This window comes from Micromonospora sp. NPDC049497, assembly GCF_044465805.1.
Taxonomy (GTDB): Bacteria; Actinomycetota; Actinomycetes; order Mycobacteriales; family Micromonosporaceae; genus Micromonospora.
The window spans coordinates 193,651-206,850 of sequence record NZ_JBITMC010000003.1; the positions used below are offsets into that span (position 1 = coordinate 193,651).

Annotated in this window: 11 protein-coding genes; 9 read left to right on the plus strand and 2 right to left on the minus strand. The window is 72.4% G+C overall.

Features of this window, described 5'->3' with window-relative positions; translation table 11 throughout:
* Window positions 1-38 precede the first annotated feature (38 nt).
* Both ACIBR0_RS06500 and ACIBR0_RS06505 read left to right on the plus strand, forming a co-directional pair.
* Window positions 39-581 carry a hypothetical protein gene (locus tag ACIBR0_RS06500; RefSeq protein ID WP_396713002.1) on the plus strand — a complete coding sequence of 181 codons (543 nt, stop codon included), beginning with the start codon at window positions 39-41 and terminating at the stop codon, window positions 579-581.
* 33 nt (window positions 582-614) lie between these two features.
* Window positions 615-2,123 (plus strand): SPFH domain-containing protein, encoded by a 1,509-nt coding sequence (locus ACIBR0_RS06505; protein WP_357028406.1) that lies wholly within the window; start codon window positions 615-617, stop codon window positions 2,121-2,123.
* Between the two features lie 93 nt (window positions 2,124-2,216).
* Here the strand turns inward: ACIBR0_RS06505 and ACIBR0_RS06510 are convergent, their stop codons facing one another.
* Entirely contained in the window at window positions 2,217-3,671 is a 1,455-nt protein-coding gene (locus ACIBR0_RS06510; RefSeq protein ID WP_396713003.1) for a CCA tRNA nucleotidyltransferase, read from the minus strand.
* A 125-nt stretch (window positions 3,672-3,796) separates the two neighbouring features.
* Between ACIBR0_RS06510 and murJ the strand changes: the two genes are divergently transcribed.
* From murJ to ACIBR0_RS06545, 7 genes are all read left to right on the plus strand, one after another.
* Window positions 3,797-5,548 (plus strand): murein biosynthesis integral membrane protein MurJ, encoded by a 1,752-nt coding sequence (murJ, locus tag ACIBR0_RS06515; RefSeq protein WP_396713004.1) that lies wholly within the window; start codon window positions 3,797-3,799, stop codon window positions 5,546-5,548.
* Between the two features lie 446 nt (window positions 5,549-5,994).
* The gene (locus ACIBR0_RS06520) at window positions 5,995-7,605 is read left to right on the plus strand and encodes a protein kinase family protein (protein ID WP_396713005.1); all 1,611 of its coding nucleotides are present in this window, start codon (window positions 5,995-5,997) and stop codon (window positions 7,603-7,605) included.
* Window positions 7,606-7,681: 76 nt separating this feature from the next.
* Window positions 7,682-8,425 (plus strand): RNA polymerase sigma factor SigM, encoded by a 744-nt coding sequence (gene sigM, locus ACIBR0_RS06525; protein ID WP_396713260.1) that lies wholly within the window; start codon window positions 7,682-7,684, stop codon window positions 8,423-8,425.
* The gene (locus ACIBR0_RS06530; protein WP_396713006.1) at window positions 8,422-9,423 is read left to right on the plus strand and encodes a hypothetical protein; all 1,002 of its coding nucleotides are present in this window, start codon (window positions 8,422-8,424) and stop codon (window positions 9,421-9,423) included. The genes sigM and ACIBR0_RS06530 overlap by 4 nt, the downstream gene beginning before the upstream one ends.
* 182 nt (window positions 9,424-9,605) lie before the next feature.
* Window positions 9,606-10,559, plus strand: coding sequence for a thioredoxin-disulfide reductase (gene trxB / locus ACIBR0_RS06535; protein ID WP_396713007.1), 954 nt, complete (start codon window positions 9,606-9,608; stop codon window positions 10,557-10,559).
* A 32-nt stretch (window positions 10,560-10,591) separates the two neighbouring features.
* Window positions 10,592-10,915: a thioredoxin gene (trxA, locus tag ACIBR0_RS06540; protein ID WP_357028384.1), complete on the plus strand. Its 324-nt coding sequence runs from the start codon at window positions 10,592-10,594 to the stop codon at window positions 10,913-10,915.
* Between the two features lie 154 nt (window positions 10,916-11,069).
* Window positions 11,070-12,236, plus strand: a complete 1,167-nt coding sequence (locus tag ACIBR0_RS06545) for an N-acetylmuramoyl-L-alanine amidase (protein WP_396713008.1) — start codon at window positions 11,070-11,072, stop codon at window positions 12,234-12,236.
* A gap of 9 nt (window positions 12,237-12,245) precedes the next feature.
* Here the strand turns inward: ACIBR0_RS06545 and ACIBR0_RS06550 are convergent, their stop codons facing one another.
* Entirely contained in the window at window positions 12,246-12,911 is a 666-nt protein-coding gene (locus ACIBR0_RS06550) for a GNAT family N-acetyltransferase (RefSeq protein ID WP_357028377.1), read from the minus strand.
* Window positions 12,912-13,200: the final 289 nt, after the last annotated feature.

Consider the following 13,200-nt stretch of genomic DNA (forward strand, 5'->3'; position numbering starts at 1 on the left):
TCCTTTCTCCCGGTGAGTGCCCGTACGGTCACCCACCGGTGTTGCCCCACGTCGATACCGTGCGGATCGTGGCCACGGGGACACTGATCTTTCTCATCATCGGGGTGGTGGGGGTCGCGGTACTGGCCCTCGCCCTGCTCGGAACCGAGCTCTTCCACCTCGGACAACCGGATCTCGACGGGCCCGTTTCGACCGAGGCGGTCGCCGGGTTCGTCGGGGCGTTCGGCTTCGGCGGCGCCATCGTCAACGAGCTGCTCGGTGCGCGTACGCCCGGCCTGGTGGCGCTGGCCGCGGCCGGGGGTGTCCTCGCGGCCGTGCCCACCGCGTGGATCGCGGCCCGCCTGAGCCGGGCGGCCCGCGACATGCGGACCGACCCCACACCCACCCGCAACGACCTGGTCGGCGCGCTCGGCCTGGTCGTGACACCGGTGCCCGTCGACGGTTACGGCGAGGTCCGGGTACGCGTCGCCGGCACGCCGGTGAAGCTCAACGCCCGTGCCGACCGGCCGATCCCGGTGGGTGCCCGGATCTTCGTGGTCGAGGCGCTCAGCGAGACCAGCGTCCACGTCGAGACCTACTGAACCCCTCCCGACGCCTGAGAGAAGGCACTGCCCATGTTCCTCGTCATCGCCATCGGCGGCGCGGTCCTCCTGTTCCTCGTCCTGGTGTTCTTCGTGCTGTCCCGGATCAAGGTCGCCGGGCCCAACGAGGCCTTCATCGTCACCGGCCGCAAGGGCCGTACGACGCAGACCGCCGACGGCGGCCGGTCGACCGACATGTCCGGCCAGAAGGTGGTGCTGGGCGCGTCGGTGTTCGTGCTGCCGGTGGTGCAGAAGCTCCAGTCGCTCGACCTGTCCAGCCGGCGCATCGACGTGGGCATCCGGGGGGCGGTCAGCAAGCAGGGCATCCGCACCGACCTGCACGGCGTGGCGATCGTCAAGGTGGGCGGCACCGAGGACGCGATCCGCGCCGCCGCCCAGCGGTTCCTGCACCAGCAGGACGAGATCGACAACTTCACCCGGGAGGTGCTGGCCGGCGCGCTGCGCTCGATCGTCGGCCGGCTCACCGTCGAGGAGGTCATCCGGGACCGGGCGGCGTTCGCCAGCGCGGTGGCCGAGGAGGCCGAGCACTCGATGACCAACCAGGGCCTCGTGCTCGACACCTTCCAGCTCCAGGACATCCTGGCCGAGGGGTCCTACCTCCAGGATCTCGGTCGCCCCGAGGCGGCCCGGGTGCTCAAGGACGCGGCCATCGCCGAGGCCCGCGCCCGTCAGCAGGCCGAACAGGAGCGGCTGCTCGCCGAGGAGGCGATCGCCGAGGCCAACCGGAACCTGTCGCTCAAGCAGGCCGGCATCCAGGCGGAGATCGACGCGGCCAAGGCGAAGTCGGCGGCGGCCGGGCCGCTCGCGCAGGCCGAGCGGGACCAGGCGATCCTCTCCGAGCAGCAGAAGGTGGCCGAGCGCAACGCCGAGCTGAAGCAGCGCCAGCTGGACACCGAGGTGCGCAAGCCGGCGGACGCGGCCCGCTACAAGGTGGAGCAGGAGGCCGAGGCGGCCCGCAACGCGGCGGTACTGAACGCCGACGCGCAGCGCCAGGCGGTCATCGCGGCCGCCCAGGCCGCCGCCGAGCAGTCCCGCCTCACCGGTGAGGGCGAGCGGGCCCGGCGCGCGGCACTCGCCGAGGCCAACGCCATCGAGGGCGCCAAGGAGGGCGAGGCCGAGCAGCGGCGCCGGTCCGCGATCGCCGAGGCGGTCGAGCGGGAGGGGCAGGCCGAGGCCGCGGCCATCCTGGCCAAGGGTGAGGCGGAGGCGGACGCGATGGCGCGCAAGGCCGAGGCGTTCGCGGCGTACGGGGAGGCGGCGGTGCTCGACCTGCTGGTCAAGGTGCTGCCGCAGGTGGTCGAGGCGGCCAGCGCCCCGATCGGCGCGATCGACAAGATGACCGTCATCTCGACCGACGGCGCGTCGTCGCTGACGAAGTCGGTGGCCGGCAACGTGGCGCAGGGGCTCCAGTTGGGCAGCGACCTCACCGGCATCGACCTGGCCGGGCTGCTGGGCCGGCTGTCAGCCTCCCGGGACGGCGGCCGCCCGGTGGCCGGTACGGCGGTGGAGCAGGCCAACTGATCCTTCCCCCGGTCGGGCCCGCCCGGCTGACGATGACGAAGCGCCCGCCGGATCGCTTGTTCAGCGGTCCGGCGGGCGCCGTCGTGCGATGGGTCAGAGGTCCTGCTCGCGGGCCCACCGCAGCAGTTCCGCCTCGGCCTCTTCCCGGTCCAGTGGGCCGCGTTCCAGGCGGAGTTCCTTCAGGTGCTTCCAGGCCCGGCCCACCACCGGTCCCGGCGGCACGCCGAGCAGTTCCATGATCGCGTTGCCGTCCAGGTCGGGACGGACCCGGGCGAGGTCCTCCTCGGCCGCGATCCGGGCGATCCGCTCCTCCAGGGCGTCGTAGTCGGCCGCGAGCTGGGCCGCCTTGCGCCGGTTGCGGGTGGTGCAGTCCGAGCGGGTCAGCTTGTGCACCCGGGGCAGCAGGTCACCGGCGTCGGCCACGTACCGGCGGACCGCCGAGTCGGTCCATTCGCCCCGCCCGTACCCGTAGAAGCGCAGATGCAGCGCGACCAGGCCGACCACCTGCGAGGTGATCTCCTTGGAGTAGCGCATCGCCTTCATCCGGTTCTTCGTCATCCGGGCCCCGACCACCTCGTGGTGGTGGAAGCTGACCCGCCCGTCCGGGCCGACCGACTTGGTGGCGGGCTTGCCCACGTCGTGCATCAGCGCGGCCATCCGCAGGACGAAGTCCGGGCCGTCCTCCTCGTACGAGACGGCGTTGCTCACCACGGTCAGGGTGTGCTCGTAGACGTCCTTGTGCTGGGCGTGCTCGTCGATCTCCAGCTTCAGCCCGGTCAGCTCGGGCAGGAACCTTTCGGCCAGCCCGGTGTCGACCAGCAGCCGCAGACCGGTGATCGGGTCCGCGCCGCACAGCAGCTTGGTGAACTCGTCGCGGATCCGCTCGGCGGTGATCCGGTCCAGGTCGGCGGCCATCCTGCTCATCGCCGTGTGCACGTCGGGATGCACGGCGAAGCGCAGCTGCGCCGCGAACCGCGCGGCCCGCAGCATCCGCAGCGGGTCGTCACCGAACGACTCCCGCGGTGTCCCGGGCGTACGGATCACCTTGGCCGCCAGGTCGGCGAGGCCGCCGTGCGGGTCGGTGAACCGGTGGTCGGGCAGGCTCACCGCCATCGCGTTGATCGTGAAATCCCGCCGCTTCAGGTCCTCGGACAGGTCGGTCCCGTACTCGACAACCGGGTTGCGGGTGACCTGGTCGTACGACTCCGCCCGGAAGGTGGTGATCTCCAGCCGCAGCCCGTCGCGCTGGAGGCCGATGGTGCCGAACTCCCGCCCGGTCTCCCAGATCGACTCGGCCCAGCCCCGGACGACGCGCAGCGTCTCGTCCGGGTGCGCGTCGGTGCAGAAGTCCAGGTCGTCGCCGAGCCGGCCGAGCAGCGCGTCGCGGACCGAACCGCCCACCAGGTGCAGCTCGTGACCGGCCTTCGCGAACCGGCGGCCCAGCTCGTCGGCGACCGGGGAGACCCGGAGGAGTTCGGCGACGGCGTTGCGCTGCGCGGCGGTGAGGTCGCGACGGTCGGCGGCGTGAGGTGCGGAGGCTTCGGACATGGGATCGCCAGCCTATCGGGCCGGTACGGGAACTGGTCCGCCGGGCGCGGGTAAGAGGTCGAGGTTGACTATGGTTTGGGCGTGCGGGGCGGTGCCCGGCTTCGACATACCCGGGAGGCGAGACGATGAGCGGCGGGCTCTACCGCAGCGCGAACGCCGCACAGGGGGGCGACGACCCGGGCGGTCGCGAGCCGTCGGACGGCGCCACCTTCATCTCCGCCGAACCGCTCAACCAGCCGGCGATGGAGTCGGCCGCGCCGCCGCAGGAGCAGGTGGGCGAGGCCAGCGCCGCGACGAACAGCGCGGTGATGGCGGCCGGCAGCCTGGTGAGCCGGGGTACGGGGTTCCTGCGCACCCTGGCGATCACCGCGGCGCTCGGCTCGGCGGTCGGTGACGCGTACACCACCGCGCAGATCCTGCCCGGAATGGTGTACGAGTTCCTGCTCGGCGGCATCCTCACCAGCGTCCTGATCCCGGTGCTGGTACGCCGGCGCAAGTTCGACGGCGACGGCGGCCAGGCGTACACGCAGCGGCTGCTGACCCTGGCGGTGCTCGCCCTCGGCGCGGCGGCGCTCGTGGCGGTGGCCATCGCTCCGGTGCTGACCTGGTTGTACGCCAGCGACGAGTCGAGCCAGGACTACCAGAGGCTGGTCACCAGACTGGCCTACCTCATGCTGCCGATGATCTTCTTCACCGGCCTGTCCGCGTTGATCAGCGCGGTGCTCAACACCCGTGGCCACTTCGCCGCGCCGATGTGGGCGCCGATCCTCAACAACATCGTCGTCATCGCGACCGCCGGCCTCTACATCGCGATCTTCACGACCGACACGATCGATCCGGGCGAGATGACACCGGGCCGCATCCTGCTGATCGGCGGCGGCACCCTGCTCGGCGTCGCCGTCCAGGCCGCCGGCCTGCTCCCGGCGCTGCGCAAGGTCGGTTTCCGGTGGCGGTTCCGGTTCGACTTCCGGGCGCTCGGGTTGGGCGAGCTGGGCCGGCTGGGCGCCTGGATGTTCTGCTACGTGGCGGTCAGCCAGCTCGGCCTGATCGTCGTGTTCAACCTGCTGAGCCGGGCCGGTAAGGGCAACGCCGGCCCGCTCATCTACAACAACGTCTTCCTGCTGCTGATGATGGCGCACGGCATCATCGCGGTCTCGATCATCACCGCGCTGATGCCCCGGATGAGCGCCGCCGCCGCCGACGGCCGGCACGCCGACCTGGCGGCCGACCTGTCCCGGGGCACCCGGACCGTGTCGGCGGTGCTCGCGCCGATCGCGGTCTGCTATGCGGTGCTGGCCAGCCCGATCGCCTTCACCCTCTTCCGGTACGGCGCCTTCACCGACAGCGACGCGCGGGCGACCGCCCCGGTGCTGTTCTTCGCCGCGGTCGCGCTGGTGCCGTTCGCGGTGAGCCAGCTCTTCACCTTCGCCTTCTACGCACTCCCCGACACCCGTACGCCGGCCCTGGTGAACATCCCGGTGGTGGCCCTGCGGGCCGGCGTGCAGATCGTCCTGTTCGCCGCCTTCTCCCCGAGCTTCGCCGCGTCCGGGATGATGATCGGCAACGCGGTGTCGTACCTCGCCGCCGCCATCGCCTCCGCCTGGCTGCTGCGCCCCCGGGTGGGACGCATCGGACTCGGCGGCATCGTGCGGACCCTCGGCCGGGTCGCGGTCGCCGCGCTGGGCGCGGCGCTGGTCGGCCTGCTCGTGGTCAGGCTCCTGCCCGGGGACGACACGCCGACCCGCCTGGAGGCGGTCGTCCAGTTGGTCGTGGGCGGCGCGGTCATCGGCGGGACGTACCTCGGCCTGGCCATGGTGCTGCGGATCCGCGAGATCACCGAGGTGGTCGGCATGGTCCGCAGTCGACTCGGCCGCTGACCCCTCCCGGCCCGGGCCGGGGATGGACCCCACGCTGAGTGAACGAGGATCACCAGGCTGGGGATGCGGCTGTGGATAACTCGGCAATCCGCCGCTCAGCAACCCTGTCGGCCTGTGGATAACCAACCGGACGGCTGAGGGTGGGGGGCCGGTCGGCGGGAACCCCGGAAGCGTGGGCGCCGGTGGCCCGTACCGGTCCGGCCCCTCCGGCGACCACGTGCGGTCAACCTCTAGATTGGCTGGTACATGTGCCAGCAACGTGGTTGACAAGGGTCGTAACGGGACCAGGCCATCGACAACCGGCAGCTCTGCCGGGGGCGGCGGGAAGATGACATGTCGGTGAGACGGCCGGCACGGGTAAGGTCGCTGTCAACGGGTACGGCAGGCGCCGGCGCTCGCGCCGACACCGGTCGGCTGGTTCCTTGGAAGGCAGAGCGGGAAGCCACATGCCCAGCAGCAGGGGTCCATCGATCGACACGATCACCGAGGGAGGACGGGTGACCCAGGTCGGCGAGGGTCAGGAGGCGGAGGAGAGCGCTCCGCCGGTCATGACCTTCGGTGCTCCCACGGCCGGTGAAGTCCTCGCCGAGCGGTACGAGCTGGTCGAGCACATCAACAACGACAGCGCGGGCCGACTGGTCTGGCGGGGCGTCGACGTCATACTTCGCCGTCCGGTCGCCGTCGTGCTGCGCTACCCGGGTGGCGACTCCGCCACCGAGATGCTCCAGGCCGCCGTCGCGGCCAGCCGTGTCATCCACCCCAACCTCGTCGGCGTCTACGACGCGATCGACGAGGACGAGCGGGCGTACGTGGTGCGCGAGTGGGTCGACGGGCAGTCCCTGCGGGAGCTGGTCGCCGACGGACCGCTGGACCCGGCCCGGGCCACCGCCATCGGCAACGCCGTGGCCAGCGCCCTCGCCGCCGTCCACGCCACCGGAATGGTGCACGGCAACGTCCACCCCGGCACCGTCATGATCAGCGACGAGGGCCGGGTGGTCCTGGCCGACGCGCGCACCGACGGCGCCGACAGCCAGGACATCGACGTCCGCGCGGTCGGTGGTGTCCTCTACTTCGCGCTGACCGGTCACTGGCCGCACACCGAGGTGCCGCTGCACGGTGCCACCGCCGGTCACGGCCGCGCGTCGATCCCGGACTCCGTCCGGGACGCCGCCGGGGTGCTGGCCGCTCCCCGACAGGTCCGGGCCGGCGTGCCGGCGTACCTCGACGACCTGACCATGGACCTGCTCGACGTGGAGATCGCCCCGCCGCCGTCCGACGTGCTCGCCGCGGAGTTGGGCCGGCTGGACGTCCCCGCCGACGACCACTACCTGGACAGCGCCGGGCCGCTGCGGTTCGCCGCCGACACGGAGGACGAGCCGTCGCCGCTGGCCGTGGCCGGCGGGCGGAAGGTCGCCATCGGCATCGCGGGTCTGCTGGCGGTCGCCCTGGTGGGCCTCCTGATCGGCATCAGTGTGCTGGGCGGGGACGACAAGAGCCCCGGCACCAACCCGGTCGCGGCACCGAGTTCCAACCCGCCGGCCAACGGGGAGGCCACCCCGGCGGCGACCGCCGTGCGCAAGCTGACCGTGCGGGAAGCCCGGATCATCGACCCCGACAGCAAGGTCCGGGACGAGCTGGACGACGCCGACAAGGTGATCGACGGAGACCCGGACAAGGTCTGGGGCACCGACACCTACACCACGGCCAAGTTCGGCAACCGCAAGGCCGGCATGGGCGTCTGGCTGGACCTGGGTGCACCGCACAACGTCAAGTCGGTGCAGGTCAACCTGTCCGCCCAGGGCACGTCCGCCGTCCTGTACGCCGGCACCACGACGCACCCGTCCACCTCCGCCGGCGACGAGGCTCTGGTGACGAGCTACCAGCGCACGCAGATCGGCCAGCCGTTCGAGGGCTCGCAGTCCGGCACCACGATGAACTTCGACGGCTTCAACGCCGACCAGAAGTACCGCTACCTCCTGGTGTGGATCACCGAGTTGCCCTCGAACGACCGGGGCTACCAGATCGACGTCGAGGAAATCACGGTCCAGGGGTCGTGATCCGGCCAGCCCGTCCCGGCCACCGCTTCCGCAGGACGCGGTGGTGAGCGTGGACGGCGGGCGGAAGACCGGACCGGTGGGCGGCACGAGCGGCGCACCGGTCCCGTCGTCGGAGGACCCGACCGACCTCGACCTGCTGCACGCCCACGTGGCCGGTGACCGGGACGCGTTCGCCGAGCTGTTCCGCCGGCACCGGGACCGGCTCTGGGCGGTGGCCCTGCGTACCGTCGGCGACCGCGAGGAGGCCGCCGACGCGCTCCAGGACGCGCTGCTGTCGGCCCACCGCGCGGCCGGTCGGTTCCGGGGCGACTCGGCGGTGACCACCTGGCTGCACCGGATCGTGGTGAACGCCTGCCTGGACCGCATCCGGCGCCGGCGGACGCACCGGACCGTGCCGCTGCCGGACGGCGCCCACGATGCCGCGTCGGGCTCCGCGACCGGCGGGGTGGAGCCCGCCGCACCGGCACCGGACCACGACACCGCGCTGGTCGTCCGGGACGCTCTCGCGGCGCTACCGGTCGAGCAGCGGGCCGCGCTCATTCTCGTCGACGTGCAGGGGTATCCGGTCGCCGAGGCGGCGCTGATCCTGGGCGTGGCCGAGGGGACGGTCAAGAGCCGGTGCGCCCGGGGCCGGGCACGGCTGGCCCGGTCGCTGGGTCACCTGCGGCCCCGGTCCGCCCCCGACCGGGAGGCGCCGACCGGCGCGGTGACGACCGAGGCGACCGTGCCGGCCGTCACGCCCGGGAACCCGCAGCCCTCCGGCAACGTCGGATCGGGGTCGGGGCGGTCCCGGCGGGACGCCAGACAGGAGGACGCGTGACGACCGGGGAGTTCCGCGAGGTCGACCACGACCTGCTCGCCGACTATGTCGGCGGGGCGCTGGACGGCACCCCGGACGAGGCGACCGTCGCCCGACTGGTCGATGAGGTGCCCGCCTGGGCCGAGGCGTACGCCCTGCTCGCCCCGGCCGTCGCGGACGTTCGGGCCGACCTGGCAGCGTGGGGGGTGGCGGCGGTGGCGATGCCACCGGACGTGACCGACCGGCTCTCCGCCGTCCTCGCGCACGCCGGCTCCGACGGTGACGCCGCCGACGTGGCCGAGCCGGTCGACGCCGTTTCCGGTGGGCGCGACGGTACCGGCCGACACGTCCGCGGCACGATCGGGAACCCGGTGCCGGCACAGCCGCTCGGCGGGCGACGCCCGGCGGGCGTACCCGGACCCGTTCCGGATCGGGACACGGCGACCGGTCCGGGGCGACGGCAGCGGCGCTGGACGCGGGTCGCCGGGCCGATCGCGCTGGCCGCGGCGTCGCTCGCGGTGGTCGGGCTCGGTCTCCAGCAGGTGGCCGGGCGCGACGGTGGCAACATCGCGACGTCGGACGCCGTCCACCCGGAGGCGGCCGCCCCCGCTGGCGGCTCGGCGTTCCGGACGGTCGGGCCACCGCAACGCAGCGGAACCGAGTACGCGCCCGAGGTGCTGGCCGCCCCGTCCTTCACCCAGAGCCGCTCGTTGGCCAGCGTGGCCCCGGACGACCGACCGGGCGCGCAGACCGACAAGGGTCGGGTCGCCGGTCCGGCCTCGCTCTACCGGCTGGACGATCCCGCGGCGCTCGGCGCCTGCCTCGCCGCGATCACCGCCGAGCACGGCAGCGCCCCGCTCGTGGTGGAGCTGGTCGACTACGCCCGCTTCCAGGGCGAGGCGGCGCTGGTGGTGCGCTTCACGGATGCCGCCGGTGCGAAGTGGTCCTGGGTGAGCGGTCCGGAGTGCGGCGTCCCGGGGTCCGGCTCGGACGCGCGCTTCCGTACGCGGGTAGGGTGAAAACACGGTCACCGGGCCTTTGGCCGTCCACGTGACGTGACCCACCGGATGACCGGCTCGGGAATCCCCGGTTCGTACGATGACGTTTTGCACATCAGGCTGCCGGCACCCGCGCGAGGCGTCGGCATCGGATCGGCACCGGTGCGCGCGCCGGGGCCGAACACACACTTCGGGAGACGGCAGTGGACGAGGTCCGCAACCTGATCATCATCGGCTCCGGGCCGGCCGGTTACACGGCGGCGGTCTATGCCGCGCGCGCCAACCTCAAGCCGCTCGTCATCGAGGGCGTGCAGTCCGGTGGCGCCCTGATGACCACCACCGAGGTGGAGAACTTCCCCGGCTTCGCCGACGGCATCCTCGGCCCCGAGCTGATGGACAACATGCGCAAGCAGGCCGAGCGGTTCGGCGCGGAGTTCCTCACCGACGACGTGACCCGGGTCGAGCTGAAGGACACGGGCGAGACCGGCTCCGACGCGCTGAGCACCGTCTGGGTGGGCGAGACCGCGTACCGGTCGAAGGCCGTCATCCTCTCCACCGGCTCGGCCTGGCGGCCGCTGGGCGTTCCCGGCGAGCAGGAGTACCTCGGCCACGGCGTCTCGTCCTGCGCGACCTGTGACGGCTTCTTCTTCCGTAACCAGCACATCGTGGTCGTCGGCGGCGGCGACTCGGCGATGGAGGAGGCCAGCTTCCTCACCCGCTTCGCCGAGTCGGTGACCATCCTCCACCGCCGCGACTCGTTCCGGGCCAGCAAGATCATGGCCGAGCGGGCGATGGGCAACGAGAAGATCAAGGTGGAGTGGAACACCGTGGTCGAGGAGGTCCTCGGCTCCGACGGCAAGGTCTCCGGCGTACGGGTCCGCAACGTGCACACCGGCGAGTCGAGGGTCCTCGACGTCACCGGCGTCTTCGTGGCCATCGGTCACGACCCGCGCAGCGAGCTCTTCCGTGGGCAGGTGGACCTCGACGACGAGGGGTACGTGAAGGTCGACGCGCCCAGCACGCGGACCAGCATCCCCGGTGTCTTCGCCGCCGGTGACGTGGTCGACCACACCTACCGGCAGGCGATCACCGCCGCGGGCACCGGTTGCGCGGCCGCGCTGGACGCCGAGCGCTTCATCGCCACGCTGCAGGGCTGACCAACAGTTACACATCCCCAAGGAGGGTCATAGTGGGAGCAACCAAGGCGGTCACCGACGCCAGCTTCGCCAGCGAGGTTCTCAAGTCCGACAAGCCGGTTCTGGTGGACTTCTGGGCTGAATGGTGTGGCCCGTGCCGGAAGGTCTCTCCGCTGCTGGAGGAGATCGCCGGCGAGATGGGTGACCAGGTCACCATCGTCAAGCTCAACATCGACGAGAACCCGGAGACCGCGCGCACCTACCGGGTGATGTCGGTGCCGACCCTCACCGTCTTCAAGAACGGCGAGCCGGTGCAGTCCATCGCCGGCGCCAAGCCGAAGGGCGAGCTGGTCAAGCTCATCGAATCCGCGCTCTGAGCTGCCCGGACGTCTCCACGTCGACCCCGTACCCGGTCCGCCGGGTGCGGGGTCGACGTCATTTTTCCGGCGCGCCCACCTCACGGCCACCGAGCGCATAACCTCAAGCCTGGGGCCGCCCGGCCAGCCAGCATCCGTGCAGAGGGGGTCGTGCGTGCGTCCGATCCGACCCGGTGACCGTGGACCCGCGGTCACCGAGATCCGTACGGTGCTCTCCGCCCTCGACCTGCTCGGGCCGGCGGCCGCGCCCGACGCCGACGACTTCGACGCGCACACCGAACGCGCCGTCCGGGCCTTCCAGCAGTCTCGGGGGCTCAGCGTCGACGGCCGGGTCGGCGCGGAGACCTGGCGCGCACTCGACGCCGCCCGCTGGCGGCTCGGCGCCCGCACGCTCTACCACGCGGTGCCCGAGCCGCTCACCGGCGAGGACGTCCGTTCGCTCCAGGAGCGCCTCCTGGAGATGGGGTACGACGTGGGCCGCGCGGACGCCATCTACGGCGTACGGACCTCCCGCGCGGTCGCCCAGTTCCAGCGGGAGGTCGGGCTGACCCCGGACGGCACCTGCGGGCCGCACACGATGAACGCGCTACGCCGCCTCGGCCGCAAGGTCGTCGGCGGCCGGCCGCAGTGGCTGCGCGAGTCCGACGCCATCCGCCAGTCCGGTCCGACGCTCGTCGGCCGGACCGTCGTCGTCGACCCCGGCCACGGTGGGACCGACCCGGGTGTGGTGGTGCCCGACGGCCCGCTCCGGTGGACCGAGGCGGACCTGGTGTACGACCTGGCCAGCCGGCTGGAGGGGCGGCTCGCCGCCTCCGGGGTGCGGGTGCAGCTCACCCGGGGACCGGCGCAGCGCGCCTGCCTGCCGGACGTGGAGCGGGCCCACCTCGCCAACTCGCTCGGCGCCGACGTCTTCATCTCCCTGCACTGCGACGGGCACGCCAACCCGGCGGCCGAGGGCGTCGCCACGTACCACTACGGCACCGACAACGGGGTCACCTCGGCGACCGGTGAACGGCTGGCGGGGCTGGTGCAACGGGAGATCGTGGCGCGTACCGGGCTGCGCGACTGCCGTACGCACGCCAAGGCGTGGGACCTGCTGCGACTGACCCGCATGCCGGCGGTACGCGTCGAGATCGGGTACCTCACCTCGCCCGACGACCGGGCACGACTGGTCGACCCCCGGTTCCGGGACACCCTGGCCGAGGCCGTCGTCGCCGCCGTCCAGCGGATGTACTTCCCGATCGAGCGGGACGTGCCGACCGGCTCGATCGACGTCAGCGAACTGCGGGCCGTGGTCGCCGCCGGCACGGTGGTCGACTGACCGCGCCCCTCACCCCGTTGTGGAGCGGGTCGCGGGCGCCGGGCGGACCGGGCGGAGGAGCGTCTCCGGGCTCATCGAGCCGAGCAGCTTCTCCAGCGCGTACTCGACGTCGGACTTCCAGCTCAGCGCGGTCCTCAGCTCCAGCCGCAGCCGGGGGAAACGCGGGTGCGGCCGGACTGTCTTGAAGCCCACGGAGAGGAAGAAGTCGGCGGGAGCGACGCAGGTGCCGGTCGGGTCGGCCGCGTCACCGAACTTGGCGTCACCGAACGCCTCGATCGCCTTGATGCCGCGCTTGGTGAGGTCCCGGGCGACACCCTGCACCAGCATCCGGCCCAGCCCTCCGCCGGCGAAGGCGGGGACCACGTTGGCCGTCATCAGCAGTGCCGCGTCCGGGGAGACCGGGGAGGTGGGGAAGGCCATCGAGCGGGGCACGTAGGCCGGCGGGGCGTACATGACGAAACCGGCCGGCATCCCGTCGACGTAGACGAGCTTGCCGCAGGACCCCCACTCCAGCAGCGTCTGCGAGACCCAGGCCTCCTTCTCCAGGCCCGGGTCACCGGCCTGACAGGCGCGGTCCGCCGAGACCGGGTCGAGCTCCCAGTAGACACACTGCCGGCACGGACGGGGCAGGTCCTCCAGGGTGTCGAGGGTCAAGCTGACCAGACGTCGCGACATTGGCGCATCCCCACATTAGGCTCGGGGTGAGACCGGCATGGAACGACACCGCCGCGATCCCTGCCCCCGACGAGCGATCGTACGCCGCGATCGGACGCGACGGGAGGGGACGCGCGAAACCCCACCCGTCGGCGGGACCCGGTCCGGCATGTGGACGGCCGACGCCGGCACCGCGACCAGCCGGTCCGGGGCGACTAGTATCGACAGTCGGCGCCCCGAGCCGCCCATGGTCGCCGGTGTCCCGGGTACCCCGGGGCGGGAACCACCCGAGCAGCCATCGAGGTGATGT

Bases quoted from the DNA above. Each gene is read 5' to 3' on its own strand.
- ACIBR0_RS06505 (WP_357028406.1), top strand. From the start codon at position 615: ATGTTCCTCGTCATCGCCATCGGCGGCGCGGTCCTCCTGTTCCTCGTC.
- ACIBR0_RS06510 (WP_396713003.1), bottom strand. From the start codon at position 3,671: ATGTCCGAAGCCTCCGCACCTCACGCCGCCGACCGTCGCGACCTCACC.
- murJ (WP_396713004.1), top strand. From the start codon at position 3,797: ATGAGCGGCGGGCTCTACCGCAGCGCGAACGCCGCACAGGGGGGCGAC.
- ACIBR0_RS06520 (WP_396713005.1), top strand. From the start codon at position 5,995: ATGCCCAGCAGCAGGGGTCCATCGATCGACACGATCACCGAGGGAGGA.
- ACIBR0_RS06550 (WP_357028377.1), bottom strand. From the start codon at position 12,911: ATGTCGCGACGTCTGGTCAGCTTGACCCTCGACACCCTGGAGGACCTG.